The sequence below is a fragment of the Pontibacter actiniarum genome (genome assembly GCF_003585765.1).
In the GTDB taxonomy this organism is placed as follows: Bacteria; Bacteroidota; Bacteroidia; order Cytophagales; family Hymenobacteraceae; genus Pontibacter; species Pontibacter actiniarum.
Genome location: NZ_CP021235.1, coordinates 4,579,398 through 4,595,750 on the forward strand (window position 1 = coordinate 4,579,398; position 16,353 = coordinate 4,595,750).

A 16,353-nucleotide genomic window follows, 5' to 3' on the forward strand; every position below is an offset into this window, starting at 1 on the left:
GCTTTTAAGCTTAGCTGTTACACTTACACCAACCGCAGGTGTACCACCAGGTACCACACCAGAATCAGCGCTGGCAGCAGGAACGGGATAGAGTAACGTATGATATAGGCGAAGAATGTCGGCATCTTGATACCCGCGCTTTCGGCAATGGCCTTCACCATGAAGTTAGGCCCGTTACCAATGTAGGTGAACGCACCAAACAGTACGGACGAGAGCGAGATGGCCTCTAGCAGCACTAAGGTGCCAGGGTCGGCGCCCGTGCCTGTGGCGAACTGCTTCACCTCTACCACACTGTTTTGAGCCATGTCATACTTGGCCATGGCCAGCGACAGGAAGTTAGCATAGGTAGGGGCGTTGTCCAGGAAGCCGGAGAGCGTACCCGTTGCCCAGTACAGGAAGTTCGGGGTAATAAAGGCTGAGAACTCAGGCGCCGAAGCGATAGCGGCAGACAGCTGCAGCGCCGGCATCATGGTAAAGAAGATACCGAAGAACAGGAACACTACCTCCAGGATAGGGTGGAAGTTAAACTGGTTACCGGCCAGCGCTGTTTTGCTGGAGAAGCGGTAGCAGGCAAAGGCTGCGCCCAACTGGATGATCTCACGCAGGAAAGAGAACTTGTTGCCGTCATAGGCAATGTGCGGCAGCCCCTCAATCACGTTCGGGTCCAGGAAAACGGCTCCGATGATGATAGCCAGCCAGAACAGGTTACGCTTTCCGCTGATATAGAACTCGGTTTTCTCTGTGTTTTTCGCCACTACCTCAGGGCGTGGCTGGAAGTTCTCTTTGTTACGGCTGTCAATAACGTAGAAGATGGCACAAAGTATAATGATGACCAAAATCCACGGGAGGAACAGGTGCTGCATCGTCCAGAAGAACGGAACACCCTTCAGGAAGCCGATGAACAGCGGAGGGTCCCCAAGGGGCGTAAGCAAACCACCGGCGTTACTCACAATAAAGATAAAGAACACGATCTGGTAGGGCTTGATGCGGTGCACGTTCAGGCGTATGAACGGGCGGATAAGCAGCAACGAAGCACCTGTGGTACCTACTAAGTTGGCCAGAACCGCGCCAATGGCTACCAAAGCCACATTCATGGCCGGGGTCGCGTTAGCGTTGATGTTGATGTATATACCGCCGGCGGCAATGTAGAGCGAGCTTAGCAGGATGGCAAAGGTAACGTACTCGAAGAACGTATGCACCGGCATGTGGAAATCACCGAGAACAAACAGGTAGTAAGCCAGTACGGTAAGGCCGAGCGTTACGGCAACGGTTTTATAGTTGTGTTCCCAGAAGTGTCCGAAAAAGATAGGGCCAGAGGCAATCATACCTATCAGGAGTAGGAATGGGACAATCATAAACATTGGGACGAGGTGCTGGGCCTGGGCCAACAGAATGAGGTTGTTTAGCATGGTTTAGATTGGTGCTGTGTTAGTCCGGTCTAGGTTATTTGCTTGCAGCACAAAGATACAGTTTCTGGGTTAAATAGCTAACGGTTTGCAGGGTTTGCCCCATAATTGATGTTGGTACATGGAGCAGCAGCAGCGGCAGCCGATGGCAGTGGAACGCCAAAAAAGAACGGCCCCTGCCCGGCAGGCTGCCTGTAAAAGGCAAAAAGCGAGAAGTGCTTTCTCGCTTTTACCGGCATGGTCCCGTCGTGTTGCCCACAGCTACTCTTCCTCCTGGCCTGGCGTCGTATCTATGTAGACTGTCGGTATATCTTCGTTGCGCACTACGTCCTCGTCGTCCTCTGAGGCCTTTTCCGCTCCGTCTTCCAACTGTGCGACTAAACTGTCTAGCTTGCCTTGTACTCTCAGTATTTCTTTTCTTATCGCTTCTTTTTCTTCTTCTTTCATGATGCTTGGGTTAAATCATAGGATGCCCGTAGGCTTCCTCTACTACCGCTTTTATACTATAAAAGCCGCGCAAAGGCTGCTTCCGAAGGTGTTTTTTACTTAACTTGAGCAGTAACTAGTGCAATGCGAGGGCTGTAGCGGGGGAGCCTGTGCCTGTGTCGTTCGCTGCCTCTGGCTGCTGTTACCGGCAACAGAAACGGAAGAGGGGGCCAAAGCTTACCACTTCTCATAAATATTGGCTAATTTTGGAAACTTTAAGATATAGCCACTGGTTTTAACCTTAAACAGCGAAATCTCATGACAGAAAATAAAGAAAAGATGGTTTCTGTGTACGCAGAGGCTAACCCCAACCCAGAGTCGATGAAGTTTGTGATGAACGTGCAACTGCTGCCTGAGGGCCAGAGCGTGGATTATCCGAACCTGGAGAGCGCTCTGGAGTCGCCGCTGGCGCAAGAGCTGTTCAACTTCGACTACGTATCGCGCGTGTTTATCGCGAGTAACTTTGTGACCGTAACCAAAAGCGCTGACCTGGAGTGGGTAAAACTGATCCCGGAGCTGCGCACGTTCCTGAAGTCTTATGTAGAGGCGGGCGGCCCGATCTTCAACGAAGGGTTCTCTGCCGCAAAGCCTGCAGCCACGGCCGATAACGGTGAGACATCAGCCGAAGACGCAGACATCGCCAAAAAAATCACAGACCTGCTGGATAACTATGTGCGTCCGGCGGTGGAGCAGGATGGTGGTAACATCACCTTTAAGTCGTATAACGAAGGCGTGGTAACGGTGCACCTGCAGGGTTCCTGCAGCGGCTGCCCATCGGCCACTGTAACGCTTAAAGCCGGTATCGAGAACCTGCTGAAGCGCATGGTGCCTGAAGTGAAAGAAGTTGTTGCTGACGGTGTAACCGTGTAAGTTACTCCTTCCAAGCTTAACGTATAAAAACAGCCAGCTCCTACCCAGGGGCTGGCTGTTCTGTTTTATGCCCTCTCCGGCTCTTGCCTTGGAAGCACTGCCAGCCATTTGTGTACCTGTCTGGAAAGCGGTGTGACTTTGGATTGTATAGGAAAACCTTTCCTTAAAGAGAGAGCCTTAGCTGAGAGGAAGAAAAAACTCTACGTAAAGACAGTAGCTATCGGAACTGCCCCCAGTCCTTGGGTTGAGCGCCTTGTGCCTGTTGCGGTGCCCGCTAGGGCAGCCCGCAGCGGAGCGAGGGCAGCTTCAGGCGCACAGCGCGATGCCCTTATCGAGGGCCTCTACCCCCAAGACGAGCCCTCGCGGGCATGAGCGCTCCAAAGTGTAAAGTGAAACAGTAGGTGCGTGAGAGCTGCAGGATGAACGGAAGCTAGAAAAGGTAGCTTGCTTGAGGTTGCGGTAAGCAATTATTATAAAAGTATAGCAGGAGCAGTCGCGGCACAAGCGGACGCTTGCGCCAGAAAGGTACAAGTATAGCCAAGGCAGTAACAGGTATGGCTCTGCAAGCCAGTCGAGTTGCAAACTCGACATTATAACAAGTCACAAGTCTGAAGACTTGCGCCAGCGGGGCCAGCGGGACTGGGTATTGTCACAGGTATAGCTGCAGCTGGTTCAGTAAACTGCTTAACAGGGCAAACTATACATACCTGTAATAAAAAAGCCCGGAGCATCTGCCCCGGGCTTTCTTTCTTATAATCATATGGGCTTAGCGGGCCTGCTGCACTTTTGGTGCTGCCGGCTCCTTCGCTTTCTCTTTTGTTGTGTCTACCACAATTGGTGTGGCGATGAACAGGGAAGAGTAAGTACCAAACAGCACACCGATAATCATGGCCAGCGAGAAGCTGCGCAGTACTTCACCACCGAAGATGAAGAGCACCACTACTACCAGGAACAACGTTAAAGATGTGATGATAGTACGGCTAAACGTGCTGATCAGGGCTGGGTTTACCACCTCTCTGATGCCGGAGCGCGGGTTGTCGTTCAGGTACTCACGCACGCGGTCAAAGATAACCACGGTGTCGTTGATCGAGAAACCGATGATAGTCAGAACCGCTGCGATAAACACCTGGTCCATTTCATAGGAGATGCCGAACAGGTTCAGGATAGAGAACACTGCGATAATCATCAGGGCATCGTGCAGAAGGGCAACTACGCCACCCAGTGAGAACTGCCATTTGCTGAAACGCACCATCACGTACAGGAAGATACCAACCAGTGCCAGCAGCACAGCGATCAAGGCTGTATTCTGGATGTCGTCGGCCATGGTGGCGCCTACCTTCGATGAGCTCAGGATTTCCGGGGTCAGGTTGCTGTACTCCTGAAGGCCTTGCTCCAGGGCAGTGGCTACCTTCTCATCGGCCTCGATGCTCTCGTCGTCGGCCAGCCAGCTGGTGATTACTTTCACGCGGTTAGAGGCGCCGAAGGTTTTCACTTCAGTGCCAGCCTCCTGGAAGTCATCCATCAGGGCAGAACGAACCTCAGAAGCCGGAACAGCCTGGTCAAACTCAATTACATAAGAGCGGCCTCCTCTAAAGTCCACACCCAGGTTAGGGCCTTTGATAGCCATTGCCACAAAGCCAAAAGCAAGTATAAACAGAGAGAAAGCGTAAGCAGGTTTTCTATACTTCATCACGTCGAATGTGATGTTGCGGAACATCTTGTCGGCCAGTGAAGTAGAGAAGGCAAGCTTGCCGCCTTTCTTAAAGGTACTTTCCACAAACAGCCTGGAGATGAACACAGAGGTGAAGAACGAAGTCACGATACCGATCATCAGCGTGATGGCAAAGCCTTTTACCGGGCCTGAACCGAAGAAGTACAGGATAAAGCCTACGATGAAAGTCGTTACGTTTGCGTCGAAGATCGTGCTGAATGCCTTACCGTAGCCGGCGTTGATTACCTCACGCATGCTCAGGCCTTTGGCAGCCTCTTCGCGCATACGCTCAAAGATCAGTACGTTCGCATCCACGGCCATACCCAGAGTCAGTACGATACCGGCAATACCCGGCAGTGTAAGGGCAGCACCAAACTGCGCCAGCACACCAAGGATAAAGAACACGTTGAACAGCAGGGAAAGGTCAGCAATGAAACCACCGCGGCTGTAGTAAGCGATCATGAAGATAACCACAATGGCGAAACCTGCCAGAGTAGAGATCAGGCCCTGGTTAATAGCCTCCTGGCCCAGTGACGGACCTACGATAGCCTCTTCCACGATACGGGTAGGGGCTGGCATTTTACCGGCTTTCAGGATGTTGGCAAGGTCTTGTGCCTCTTCGATGGTGAAGTTACCGGAGATGGAAGAGTTACCACCTGTGATTTCTCCCTGCACCACCGGGGCAGAGTAGACATAGTTATCCAGCACGATCGCCACCTGGCGACCTACGTTATCACCTGTCAGGCGGGCCCATTTCTTGGCGCCGGTCGGGTTCATGTTCATCGTGATCTCAGGGCGACCGGTCTGGTCAAAATCCTGGCGGGCTTCGTTGATTACCTCACCCGTCATCGGAGCCTTGCCGTCACGGCCTTTCTTGATCGCGTAGAACTCCACAAACTCGGCTCCGTTATCGCCTGTGATCGGCTTCACGCCCCACAGGAATTTCATGTTCGGAGGCAGAATAGAGCGCACATCCGGGCGGCTAAACAGGTCGTTGATACGGGCTGTGTCGCGTACATTGGCGCCAATGCCACCAGGCATCTGCGTGAAGAGCGAAGCCAGTACGCCTGTTCGCGGGTTGTTGGCAAGCGAGTCGATCGCTGTTGCTGCTGTGTCTTTGGTAGCGGCGGCGATGGCGGCAGAGTCTGTCTGGATAGAGTCGTTGCCGGCAGCCTGTGCCAACACGTCCTGGCCGGCTTCCTCTACGATGGAAACATTGCCTGTCGCGTCTCCGGCGTTAGCGTTTGTGCCGCCAATGTTAAGTTTGCCGGCTTTCTGCTGCTCATCCAGGTACTGGCCCACCTGCACAAAGTACGGGCTGAACTCCTGTGGAGACCACACTTCCCAGAACTCCAGGTTTGCCATGCCCTGCAGGAGCTTGCGCACGCGGTCTGGGTTGTCGATGCCCGGAAGCTCGATCTGGATACGGCCAGTGCCTTTCAGGCGCTGAATGTTCGGCTGTGTTACGCCAAAACGGTCGATACGGGTACGCAGGATGTTGAAAGAGCGGTCAATGGCGTCTTCCACCTCGGCTTCGATAACCTCAATCACCTGCTCGTTGGTAGACTCGTAGCTGATCTTGCCACGGTTGGCCGTGTTAGAGAAGATGCGGCTCAGGCGGCCGTTTGGCTCCACCTCGCGGTAAGCTTCTGCAAAAAGCGTCGTGAAACGCTCCTGGCTGTTCTTCTGCAGCTCCTGCGCACGGGCCAGCGCTTTCTGGAAGCTCGGGTCTTTGCTGTTGCCAGACATCGACTTGATGATCTCTACAGGCGATACCTCCAGCACCACGTGCATACCACCTTTCAGGTCCAGGCCAAGGCCTAGCTCGTTTTCCTTTACATCCTGGTAGGTAAGGCCTAGGAATACAGGCTCTTTCCAAACAGAGTCCAGGTAAGTCTGCTTTTTAAGCAGGTCGACATTGCCTTGTGCGTCCGTGGCGTAAAGCTCGGCTTTGTTTTGCACGCTGCGGGCAATGAACGAGAACGACAGGTAGTACAGGCAGAGCGCCGATACGATCACCGTCAGAACGATAATTAATGATTTGTTCCGCATTGTTAAGTTTAAAGTAAGTATATAGTATGATCTTGGATACAGTAATGGTTCTCCCTTAGCGCTTTAGCTATGTCTGTACTATAACTGCAAAGCGGCTAGCGTATGTTCCGTCGGCGGCCAGATATAGCGCTGCGGCGGCAAAAATAAAAGGAGAAAGGCAATAGGAGGGGTACAGCCTAGGGGGCGTTGGGCTGTATGGTGTTTGGAATAAGCTGGGCCACAAAACCATTGCCGGGAGGAATGGTGGTGTAGGCCGGTAAAAGCTCGTTGGCCGGGGAACCGAAGGATGGCTGCTGCGGAAGTGGCTCAATGTCCTGCTGCAGGTCGAGGGCCACAAAAGAGGTGGTGCCCTCCAGCGATACCTTCTGCTTTACGACTGTCTTGTCCTCTGTATCCGGGGCAGTGGCCAGCCTGGAGCTGGGTTGCTGCGTTGCGCCAGCCGCCGACGTAAAGGCTGCCACTTCCTGGCCGTTGAGCATGAGCGCCCACAGCAGGGTTACCGACATCAAGAGATGCCTGAGGTGGCAGGATATGTTAGCGGCTTTTGGCATGTACAATCGCAAATATGAAATCTTTTCTCTTAAAAAAGAAATATTAGCGGTTAATATCGATAAATCGCTTTACGTCCTGCTTCTTGCCGATAAGCAACAGGATATCTGATGGATAGATGATGGTGTCGGCCTTCGGCACGCCGATAATGTGCTCTACCTGCGTTGGCTTGCCGTCCTGGATCTCCTCAAAAAAGCGCTTTATCGTGATCAGGTTGAGGTTATACTTCTCGCGGAGCGATATTTTGGCCACACTGCGGTTGGCGATGTTGCGCGGGGCGTTAATCTCCACGATCTCGTAGTTATCGGGTAGCGGGAGGAAAGTGCGTATACTTGGCTGCAGCAGGCGCTCGGCCACTGTTTTGCCAACCTCTCCCTCCGGCGACAGGATCTCCTGCACACCCATCTTCTCCAGGATGCGGCGCTGCTGCTTATTGGAGGCGCGGGTGATCACACGCTTCACGTTCAGCTCCTGCAGGTTAGCCGTGGTGATCAGCAAAGCCTCGAAGTCCTCCCCGATGGCCACAATCACTGCGTCCATGTCCTGGATGTTCTGTGCCTCCAGCGACCGGATGTCGGTGGCGTCTAGCGCCACGGCGTAGGCTACCTGGTCCTTGATGGCCTCCACATGGTCCTCGTCGTTGTCGATGGCAATGACTTCGGCGCCGCGCTCTGCCAGTGTCGTCGCAATAGAGTTGCCGAAGATACCCAGCCCGATTACCGCAAATTTATGCCTCATGCTTTTATTCTAGCGTTTAGGTATGTGGTAAGCACCTCCAGCCCGCGCTCAAAGTTGGCGTTGTTCGGGATGATGATGTCCGCATCGTTCTTGTATGGTTTAATGTACTTCTCGTAGGTAGGGGCCACATGGTTCGTGTAACGGTACAGCACGTCATCCAGGTCGTATCCGCGCTCTACCTTGTCGCGCACAATGCGGCGCTGCAGCTTGATGTACTCTTTTGCGTCGATGTACACCTTTAGGTCCAGCAGGTTGGCGATCTCCTCAAAGTAAAACACGAAGATGCCCTCCACTACCACAATCGGAGCCGGTCTGAACTCCAATTGCTTAGGTACTACGTTAGGATTGTTAAAAGTATACTCGGTGCGGTAAACGGTTTCGCCCTGGCTCACCTTCAGGATGTCGTGCGCATAGGCCTCGTCATCAATGCAGGAGGGCAGGTCGAAGTTAACGATGCCGTTCAGGTCTTTGGTCTGGTGCTCGCGCGGCTTGTAGTAGTTATCCTGAGAGATCAGGCAAATGTTCTCGGGGGAGAACGACGTCAGCAGCTTATTCAAAAAAGTGGTTTTGCCTGAAGCACTACCTCCTGTAATTCCGACGATGAATGGCTTTTGCATAGGGAGCTATAGTTTCAGCCTACAAAATTACGACTTTAACAGGTATATGCCACATGCATACGGTTTTTTTATGCTGGCCCGGCTACAGCGCCTTTAAAAAGCGCACCAGTTCCTGTACGGCGCGGCCACGGTGGCTAATGGCGTTCTTTTCCTCGGCGCTCATCTGCGCAAAGGTGCGGTCGTAGCCGTCGGGCATAAACACGGGGTCGTAGCCAAAGCCTTTGTCGCCTTGCCAGTCTTCTGTTATACGTCCTGTTACGATGCCCTCAAACTGATGTTCCTGCCCGTCCAGGATAAGCGTGACGCTGGTGCGGAAGCGGGCCTGGCGGTTTTGCTGCCCCTCCAGGCTTTGCAGCAGCTTCTGGATGTTGTCGCTGTCGGAGCGCTGCGGGCCGGCGTAGCGGGCCGAGTACACCCCGGGAGCGCCGTCTAGCGCGGCTACCTCCAGGCCGGTGTCGTCGGCAAAGCAGCTCACGTTAAAGTGCTGCCACACGTACTCGGCCTTCTGCCGCGAGTTGCCCTCCAGCGTGTCCTGCTCCTCCGGCAGTTCTACGTTGCAGCCAATATCCTCCAGGCTCAGCAGGGCGTACCTGCCTTCCAGCATCTGGCTTACCTCGGCCAGTTTGTGTTTGTTGTTGGTTGCAAAGCAGAGCTTCTTCATTTTTGTGGGTTTGTGGTTACTTGTATACTATATAGCGAGGCCTTGTGGGCAGGGCACCCTTAGTGCAGGTACGCGCCAAAGCTCTCGTCGTCCAGAATCACGTCGATGCGCTCGTTGATGGTGGTAGCCAGTGAGTAGCCCGTGTAGGTGGAGGCGATCGGGTAAAGCGGGTGGTGGCGGTCTACGAGCGTGGCCACCTCTACCTTTTTGGGGTTCTGCGGCAGAAACGTGTTTAGCGTGTACGCCAGCGTCCTGCCGGTGTTCAGCACGTCATCCACCAGAATCACGGCCTTGCCGGCTATACTTGTACTTTTGGGCTCCTGCTGCACCGGGTCCTGCACCGGGGCCACCTTGTTGAGCGTAATGCGCAGCAGGGACACCTTGATAGGGGAAATCTGCTGTAGCTGCACTGCCAGCATCTCGGCCAGCGTGTAGCCGTCCTGGTGGATGCCTGCCAGCACGAGCTCCTGCTCCTCAAAGTTGTGCTCGTAAATCTCGTAGGCCATGCGCGTCACCTTTTGCTCAATCTGGGTGCGGTCCAGTATCAGGTTCTGGTGGTTTGTTTGTGGTGTCATAAGTATAAAGCCTGGCGTTTGTTTATGCGGTGCTATACGTGAGCCGCTTAGGCAAAATTAAAAATATAATTGCTTTGGTGGCACCTTTTGGTAAGTGTACAAAATAATTTGGCTTATAGCGTTTTACTTTAGATAAATCTTGTTAAATTTGCAGTCCGATTCAGAAATTAAGGTTAAATAACGTTACAATAATGAAAAAAGGCATTCACCCAGAATACAGACAGGTGGTTTTTCAGGATATGACAAGTGATTTCAAATTCATCACTCGTTCTACTATGACTTCTGAAGAGACAATCACTATGGAAGATGGTAAAGAGTATCCGGTAATCAAGGTGGAGGTTTCTTCTGCTTCTCACCCGTTCTATACTGGTAAAAACATCTTCGTGGATACTGCTGGACGTGTTGAGAAATTCAACAAGCGTTACACAAAGAAATAAGCGGTTTACCCCGGTTAAAACGTTTCAAAAGAGAAGTCTTCCTGATCATTTTCGGGAAGACTTTTTTATTTTTGTCCTATGAACATCATACTTTTCGACGAACCTACCATCAGGCAAAACCTGCTGCCGCTGACTTTTACCAGGCCGGTGGCCGAGGTGCGCGTAGGCATCATGACCATCGCCGAGAAATGGGGCGAGTACATGCGGGAGCCGGTGTCGTATCTCACACAGCCCTACCTGCAGCAGAAGTATGACCTCAACCTGGGGTTCCATAACCTCTACATAAACGGCGCCGTGTGCCCCGACGAGGAGCTCGTAGCCGCCATCCTCAACCTGAAGATGGGGGAGTCGCTGCACCACAACGGCCTGCTCATCGCCATCAACGGCGACAACCTGGAGCTGAACGAAGTGGAGGAGCTGGCCAACTATGCCTCTACCCGGGAGCACGAGTGCGAGTCTTGCACGATTATCCGGGATGTGTGGGATATCTTCCTGCAGAACGGGAGCCAGATCCGCAGCGACTTTGCCAAGCTGACCGCAGGGCGCCAGAGCCAGCCCGTGGGAGACAAGCACACCATCGTTTACAACGAGGAGAACATCTTTATCGAAGAAGGCGTGAAGATTCGTGCGGCTATCCTGAATGCGGAGAACGGGCCGATTTACCTGGGTAAAAACTCCCAGGTGCACGAGGGGGCGGTGATAAAGGGGCCTTTTGCGCTGGGCGAGGAGAGCAACGTGAACGTGGGCGGCAAAATGCGCGGCGACGTGAGCATCGGCCCCTTCTGCAAGGTGGGCGGCGAGGTGGCGGCCTCGGTTATCTTTGGCTACACCAACAAGGGCCACGAGGGCTACCTGGGCAACTCCGTGCTGGGCGAATGGATTAACATCGGCGCTGACACGAACACCTCCAACCTGAAGAACAACTACGCCGAGGTGAAGATATGGAACTACGCCAAAGGCGGCTTTAAAAATACGGGCCAGCAGTTCTGCGGCCTCATCATGGGCGACCACAGCAAGTGCGGCATCAACACCATGTTCAACACCGGCACGGTAGTGGGTGTGAGCGCGAATATCTTCGGGCCGGGCTTCCCGCGTAACTTCATCCCGTCGTTTAGCTGGGGCGGGGCGGCCGGCTTCGAGACTTTCCAGATGCGGAAGGTAACGGAGGTGGCCGAGAAGGTGATGGCCCGCCGTAACAAGCAGCTCGACCAGACGGAGCGCGGCATCTTGAACCATATTTTTGAAGAGACGCAGCAATACCGCGTCTGGGATAAAAAGGCTTAGTTCCTTTTACAGGGTACAAAAGGGACAAAAGACAAGGGAGTTGCTCTGCAATTGCTGTCTTTTGTCCCTTTGTCTTTTATCTTTGTGATAACTCATAACTCTCAACATATAACTCTTAACTCAGTAAGTGCAGTTTTCACAAATCATCGGCCACCAGGAGGCAAAGCAGCTGTTACTGAAATCGGTGCAGCAGAACCATGTGGCGCATGCGCAGCTGTTTCTGGGGCAGGAGGGAAGCGCAAACCTGGCCCTGGCGCTGGCCTACGCCACGTACATTAACTGCGAGGACAAGCAGCCCGATGATTCATGTGGAACATGCGGCAGCTGCGTGAAGATGAACAGGCTGGTGCACCCGGACTTTAACTTCGTGATGCCCGTGACCGCTACCAAGGCGGTGAGCAAGGATGCGCTGAGCAACAAGTTCATGAACGAGTGGCGCGAGTTTATCCTTAGCAGCCCGTTTCAGGGGCTGAATGAGTGGATGCAGCACATCGGGGCCGAAAACAAGCAGGGCATCATCTCGAAAGACGAAAGCCGCCAACTGGTAAAGCTGGTGTCACTGAAGGCCTTTGAGGGAGCTTGCAAGATTGTCGTGATCTGGCTGCCCGAGCTCATGCACCCCTCTGCGGCCAACGCCCTGCTGAAGCTGCTGGAGGAGCCACCTGCCCAAACGCTGTTCCTGCTCGTGTCGCAGTCGGCGGAGAAGCTGCTGGCCACCATCACCTCGCGCACGCAAATCATGCAGGTGCGCAACTTTACGGAGCAGGAGGTGATGCAGTTTGTGCAGCAGAAGTATAACCTGGAGGATGACCGGGCCCGGCAGATCGCCCAGCTGGCCGAGGGCAGCCTGAACGCCGCCGCCAAACTCACCAGCGAGATCAGCAGCGACTACTTCTCCTTCTTTACCGAATGGATGCGCCACTGCTACAGCTATAAGTTCAGGGAGCTGGTGGACATGAGCGATAAGTTTCAGACACTGGGCCGCGAGAACCAGAAGAACTTTCTGCTTTACGCGCTCAACCTGTTCCGGAAGGTGATGCTCTTCGGCGTGGATGCCTCGCTGATCTCCTTCCTGCCGCCCGCTGAGCTGGACTTCGTGCAGAAGTTCTCGAAGGTGATAACCGGCAACAACGCCGGCGACCTGGCAGAGGAGCTGAACCAGGCCCATTACCATATTGAGCGAAACGCTAACCCGAAGATGGTCTTTGTGGACAGCTCCATTCAGATCGCCGGGTTCCTGCGTAAAGGCTAGTTTCAGGTACGGGAGCTCATTAGGGGCTGCCCTTGACCTTAGTTACAAGTATAAACAGAGGCGCTGCACAAGTATAAAGTACAGTAGCGGCTCATAGCAAGTATAAAATGGCAGAAAACATAACAGACAGAACGATACGCATCGGTACGCGCGGTAGCAAGCTGGCGCTGTGGCAAGCCGAGGCAGCCGCTGAAAAACTGCAGGCCGCCGGATTTAAAACAGAGCTGGTGATCATCAGCACCAAAGGAGACCAGGTGCTGGACAAGTCGTTGGATAAAATAGGCTCAAAGGGAGTGTTTACCGAAGAGCTGGAGGTGGCGCTGCGCGAGGGGCAGGTAGAAATTGCCGTGCACAGCGCCAAAGATGTGCAGTCCACGATACCAGCCGACCTGGAGCTGGTGGCGTTTATGGAGCGGGAGCAGGTGAACGACGTAATCCTGAGCTTTGACCCTGACTTTAAGCTGGAGCGCGAGAGCAACGCCGTGATCGGCACTTCCTCCACCCGCCGCAAGGCACTGCTCAAAAAGTACTACCCGAACATCTCCACGGCCGAATCCAGGGGAAACCTGCAGACGCGCCTGCGCAAGCTGGAGGAGAAGCAGTTCGACGCGCTGATGCTGGCCTATGCCGGTGTGTCCCGCATGGGCTACGATCACCTGATCGTGCACACGTTCCCGGAGTACGAGTTTATACCGGCCGCCGGGCAGGGCAGCGTCGCCATTGAGTGCGCCAGAAACCTGGAGCCGGAGCTGAAGAAGGGTCTCAAGCAGGCGCTGAACCATACCCAGACGCATGTGTGCCTGCTGGCAGAGCGCGCCTTTCTGCGCACCATGGAAGGGGGCTGCAGCATCCCGTCTTTCGCGCTGGCGACGCTCACTGGCGAAGGGGTAAGTATAACCGGCGGCATTGTAAGCCTCGATGGCAAAATACTGCTGCAGGAAACGCTGGAAGGGCCGACAGTGGCTGCCGAAGAGATGGGCGAAGAGCTGGCGAACATCATCCTGGGCCAGGGCGGCGATGAGATTCTGAGAAGCATCAGAGCGGAGCGCGGCGAGTAGCATATAGCCGCTGGGCTGCGGCACTTCTACGTGAGTTATTTTTATAGTATGGGCTGTAAGCGAAGGTTTACGTAGAGCTACTAAACAGAAGGGCCTCCTGCACATGTGCAGGAGGCCCTTCTGTTATAGCAAAGTATACGTTAGGCTTTGGCTGCTTCGGCTTCTACGGCATCTTCGGTAAGCGGCTGCTTTTTGGAGGAGCGTGCGTAGGCCAGGAACGCCTGCATGTCGCGCTTCACAACGGGGGCGAGCAGGTACAGGCCGATCATGTTCGGAATACTCATGGCAAACAGCATGGCATCAGAAAAGGCGACCACGCTGCCCAGCTGCATCGGGGCACCCAGTACAATAAAGGCACAGAACAGCACCTTAAAGCTGATATCGGCCGCTTTGTTGTGGCCAAACAGGTAGGTCCAGGACTTGAGACCGTAATAAGACCAGGTAATCATGGTGGAGAAGGCGAAAAGGATCACTGCCCCCGCCAGAACAATCGGGAACCAGCTGATAACGGTGGCAAAGGCGGCAGAGGTAAGGGCAATGCCGTCGCCGGTGCTATCCACCTGGTACATGCCCGATACGATAATCACCAGTGCCGTCATGGTACACACGATCACGGTATCTATAAACGGCTCCAGCGAAGCCACGAAACCTTCTGTAACTGGCACGTTAGTTTGCACGGCAGAGTGCGCAATGGAAGCCGAACCGATGCCTGCCTCGTTGGAGAACATGCCGCGGCGCAGGCCCTGTATCATCACGCCCACTACACCTCCACCAATAGCTGTGGTTGTAAAGGCGCCTTCAAAAATTGCGGCGAACGCCTCCGGGATGTGCGAGAAGTTAGCAAGCAGCACGATAATGGCGGCCACAATGTAAACACCGCACATAAGCGGCACCACTTTCTCGGTTACGCGGGCGATGCTCTTCATACCCCCCAGAATTACAAGGCCCACCAGCACAGCCATGATCAGGCCGAAGATCCAGGCGTTACCGCCTCCGAAAAAAGAAGAGGCCTCGCCGCCCGTTACGGCTATAAACTGCTGCGTGGCCTGGTTGATCTGAAACATGTTGCCGGCGCCTATGGCCCCGCCAATACACATGATGGAGAAGAACACAGCCAGGAACTTGCCTACACCGGCCATGCCACGCTCGCTCAGGCCTTTGTTCAGGTAGTGCATCGGTCCGCCCGAAACGGTGCCGTCGGCGTGCTCATCGCGGTACTTCACACCCAGGGTGCAGGACACGAACTTGGACGACATGCCCAGCAAACCCGCCAGGATCATCCAAAAGGTTGCCCCCGGGCCACCCAGGGAGATGGCAATGGCGACACCGGCAATGTTACCCAGGCCTACCGTGCCCGAAACAGCAGCCGTCAGGGCCTGGAAATGCGTCACCTCGCCCGGCGCGTTTTCCTGGTTATACTTTCCCCGCACGATGTCGAGCGCGTGCCGGAAGCCCCTGATGTTGATAAAGCCCAGGTAGAAGGTGAAAAACAGGGCGCCGGCCAACAGCCAAACCAGGATCAGCGGAATCCCCAGGTCGTCTGTAACACGGACTTCATAAAAGATAATGTCGGAGATAAACTGGGCGGTAGGTCCGACTGCAGCATCGATTCTTTCGTCGACGGTGGTTTTGTGTGTTTGGGCAAAGAGGGAGCTGCAGGCCCCCAAACTGAGCACTGCAGATAGTATGAATTTTTTCATTTATGAGGGTTAGTTGATTAGTCAGTATCCATAAATTTAACTTTTTCTGACGCCAATGTAAAGTTTACATTCAGATTGCCTCTGTCAGTACAGATAATAATGGGTATTGTGCAACGTGTGGAGCTGCCTTTTGTACGCTGTTCCACGGGGGGCAGTTGTGGCGTGGCTAAATGTGCAGGTCAGGGGCGGCGATGCACGAGAAAAAGGCAAAAAAATGTCATTGAGAGCCAAAAAGGATTAAATTTGAGAACCTGCCAGCTACGGCCGGTACGAAACCTGAACTAAATTTTGATCTGTATATACGTATGAAACTCCTGAAAAGTATAGCTGCCGGAGTGGCACTGGCCGCGCTTCTGCCGCTCTCTGTGCTGGCCCAGAAACCCAAAGGCAAAGACCAGCTTGTAACCATCTCCACCCCGCAGGGCGAAATCAAAATGGTGCTCTTCGACGACACGCCCCAGCACAAAGCCAACTTCCTGAAGCTGGCCAGAGAGGGCTTCTACGACGGCACCACGTTTCACCGGATCATCGACGGCTTCATGATCCAGGGGGGCGACCCGAACACCAAAGACGATGACCCGCGGAACGACGGCGGGGGCAGCCCGGGCTACACGGTGCCTGCCGAAATCAACCCGAAGCACAGGCACGTGCGCGGCGCCGTGGCCGCCGCCCGCCAGGACGACCGCGTGAACCCGGAGCGCGCCAGCAGTGGCTCCCAGTTCTACATTGTGGAGAACCACAACGGCACCCCGATGCTGGATGAGGTCTACACCGTGTTTGGGCAGGTGGTAGACGGGCTGGAGGTGGTGGATAAGATCGCCGAGCTGCCGAAAGGCGGCCGCGACCGCCCCTTGTCTGAAGTGGAGATGAAGGTGACGGTGGAAGAGGTGAAGAAGAAAAAGATCGCCAAGAAGTACGACTATAACTACAACACACAAACGCTGGAGAAGAAATAAC

Annotated in this window: 15 protein-coding genes; 6 read left to right on the forward strand and 9 right to left on the reverse strand. The window is 54.2% G+C overall.

Annotation, left to right across the window (positions count from 1 at the left end; genetic code table 11):
- Nucleotides 1-23: 23 nt before the first annotated feature.
- Both CA264_RS19900 and CA264_RS19905 read right to left on the reverse strand, forming a co-directional pair.
- Nucleotides 24-1,409, reverse strand: coding sequence for a sodium:proton antiporter (locus tag CA264_RS19900; RefSeq protein ID WP_025609157.1), 1,386 nt, complete (start codon nt 1,407-1,409; stop codon nt 24-26).
- 258 nt (nt 1,410-1,667) lie between these two features.
- Nucleotides 1,668-1,853 carry a hypothetical protein gene (locus tag CA264_RS19905; protein WP_025609158.1) on the reverse strand — a complete coding sequence of 62 codons (186 nt, stop codon included), beginning with the start codon at nt 1,851-1,853 and terminating at the stop codon, nt 1,668-1,670.
- A gap of 297 nt (nt 1,854-2,150) precedes the next feature.
- Here CA264_RS19905 and CA264_RS19910 point away from each other — a divergent pair, with 297 nt between their 5' ends.
- Complete coding sequence (locus tag CA264_RS19910; protein ID WP_025609159.1) at nt 2,151-2,762, forward strand: NifU family protein; 612 nt, start codon at nt 2,151-2,153, stop codon at nt 2,760-2,762.
- 766 nt (nt 2,763-3,528) lie between these two features.
- On the opposite strand, the gene secDF is transcribed toward CA264_RS19910, so the two are convergent.
- From secDF to CA264_RS19945, 6 genes are all read right to left on the reverse strand, one after another.
- Nucleotides 3,529-6,525 carry a protein translocase subunit SecDF gene (gene secDF, locus CA264_RS19920; RefSeq protein WP_025609161.1) on the reverse strand — a complete coding sequence of 999 codons (2,997 nt, stop codon included), beginning with the start codon at nt 6,523-6,525 and terminating at the stop codon, nt 3,529-3,531.
- A gap of 176 nt (nt 6,526-6,701) precedes the next feature.
- Nucleotides 6,702-7,076, reverse strand: coding sequence for an RNA methyltransferase (locus CA264_RS19925; protein WP_237151147.1), 375 nt, complete (start codon nt 7,074-7,076; stop codon nt 6,702-6,704).
- Nucleotides 7,077-7,119: 43 nt separating this feature from the next.
- Nucleotides 7,120-7,812 (reverse strand): potassium channel family protein, encoded by a 693-nt coding sequence (locus CA264_RS19930; protein WP_025609164.1) that lies wholly within the window; start codon nt 7,810-7,812, stop codon nt 7,120-7,122.
- A complete protein-coding gene (udk, locus tag CA264_RS19935) occupies nt 7,809-8,429 on the reverse strand; it encodes a uridine kinase (protein WP_025609165.1) in 621 nt (206 codons plus the stop codon). The genes CA264_RS19930 and udk overlap by 4 nt, the downstream gene beginning before the upstream one ends.
- Before the next feature lie 82 nt (nt 8,430-8,511).
- Nucleotides 8,512-9,090, reverse strand: coding sequence for a non-canonical purine NTP diphosphatase (locus tag CA264_RS19940; protein ID WP_025609166.1), 579 nt, complete (start codon nt 9,088-9,090; stop codon nt 8,512-8,514).
- Nucleotides 9,091-9,149: 59 nt separating this feature from the next.
- A complete protein-coding gene (locus CA264_RS19945) occupies nt 9,150-9,665 on the reverse strand; it encodes a phosphoribosyltransferase family protein (RefSeq protein ID WP_025609167.1) in 516 nt (171 codons plus the stop codon).
- Nucleotides 9,666-9,856: 191 nt separating this feature from the next.
- Between CA264_RS19945 and CA264_RS19950 the strand changes: the two genes are divergently transcribed.
- From CA264_RS19950 to hemC, 4 genes are all read left to right on the forward strand, one after another.
- Nucleotides 9,857-10,102: a type B 50S ribosomal protein L31 gene (locus CA264_RS19950; RefSeq protein ID WP_025609168.1), complete on the forward strand. Its 246-nt coding sequence runs from the start codon at nt 9,857-9,859 to the stop codon at nt 10,100-10,102.
- 78 nt (nt 10,103-10,180) lie between these two features.
- Complete coding sequence (locus CA264_RS19955; protein ID WP_025609169.1) at nt 10,181-11,386, forward strand: GlmU family protein; 1,206 nt, start codon at nt 10,181-10,183, stop codon at nt 11,384-11,386.
- Nucleotides 11,387-11,513: 127 nt separating this feature from the next.
- On the forward strand, nt 11,514-12,638 hold the full coding sequence (locus tag CA264_RS19960; protein ID WP_025609170.1) for a DNA polymerase III subunit: 1,125 nt from the start codon (nt 11,514-11,516) through the stop codon (nt 12,636-12,638).
- Between the two features lie 107 nt (nt 12,639-12,745).
- Nucleotides 12,746-13,696: a hydroxymethylbilane synthase gene (hemC, locus tag CA264_RS19965; protein WP_025609171.1), complete on the forward strand. Its 951-nt coding sequence runs from the start codon at nt 12,746-12,748 to the stop codon at nt 13,694-13,696.
- A gap of 140 nt (nt 13,697-13,836) precedes the next feature.
- Here hemC and CA264_RS19970 read toward each other — a convergent pair whose 3' ends face one another.
- Nucleotides 13,837-15,396: an alanine/glycine:cation symporter family protein gene (locus CA264_RS19970; protein WP_025609172.1), complete on the reverse strand. Its 1,560-nt coding sequence runs from the start codon at nt 15,394-15,396 to the stop codon at nt 13,837-13,839.
- A gap of 305 nt (nt 15,397-15,701) precedes the next feature.
- On the opposite strand from CA264_RS19970, the gene CA264_RS19975 reads away from it, so the two are divergent.
- Nucleotides 15,702-16,352 carry a peptidylprolyl isomerase gene (locus CA264_RS19975; protein WP_025609173.1) on the forward strand — a complete coding sequence of 217 codons (651 nt, stop codon included), beginning with the start codon at nt 15,702-15,704 and terminating at the stop codon, nt 16,350-16,352.
- Nucleotide 16,353: the final 1 nt, after the last annotated feature.

Coding starts and splice junctions, on each gene's coding strand:
- CA264_RS19900 (WP_025609157.1), bottom strand. CDS start 1,409: ATGCTAAACAACCTCATTCTGTTGGCCCAGGCCCAGCACCTCGTCCCA.
- CA264_RS19905 (WP_025609158.1), bottom strand. CDS start 1,853: ATGAAAGAAGAAGAAAAAGAAGCGATAAGAAAAGAAATACTGAGAGTA.
- CA264_RS19910 (WP_025609159.1), top strand. CDS start 2,151: ATGACAGAAAATAAAGAAAAGATGGTTTCTGTGTACGCAGAGGCTAAC.
- secDF (WP_025609161.1), bottom strand. CDS start 6,525: ATGCGGAACAAATCATTAATTATCGTTCTGACGGTGATCGTATCGGCG.
- CA264_RS19925 (WP_237151147.1), bottom strand. CDS start 7,076: ATGCCAAAAGCCGCTAACATATCCTGCCACCTCAGGCATCTCTTGATG.
- CA264_RS19930 (WP_025609164.1), bottom strand. CDS start 7,812: ATGAGGCATAAATTTGCGGTAATCGGGCTGGGTATCTTCGGCAACTCT.
- udk (WP_025609165.1), bottom strand. CDS start 8,429: ATGCAAAAGCCATTCATCGTCGGAATTACAGGAGGTAGTGCTTCAGGC.
- CA264_RS19940 (WP_025609166.1), bottom strand. CDS start 9,090: ATGAAGAAGCTCTGCTTTGCAACCAACAACAAACACAAACTGGCCGAG.
- CA264_RS19945 (WP_025609167.1), bottom strand. CDS start 9,665: ATGACACCACAAACAAACCACCAGAACCTGATACTGGACCGCACCCAG.
- CA264_RS19950 (WP_025609168.1), top strand. CDS start 9,857: ATGAAAAAAGGCATTCACCCAGAATACAGACAGGTGGTTTTTCAGGAT.
- CA264_RS19955 (WP_025609169.1), top strand. CDS start 10,181: ATGAACATCATACTTTTCGACGAACCTACCATCAGGCAAAACCTGCTG.
- hemC (WP_025609171.1), top strand. CDS start 12,746: ATGGCAGAAAACATAACAGACAGAACGATACGCATCGGTACGCGCGGT.
- CA264_RS19970 (WP_025609172.1), bottom strand. CDS start 15,396: ATGAAAAAATTCATACTATCTGCAGTGCTCAGTTTGGGGGCCTGCAGC.
- CA264_RS19975 (WP_025609173.1), top strand. CDS start 15,702: ATGAAACTCCTGAAAAGTATAGCTGCCGGAGTGGCACTGGCCGCGCTT.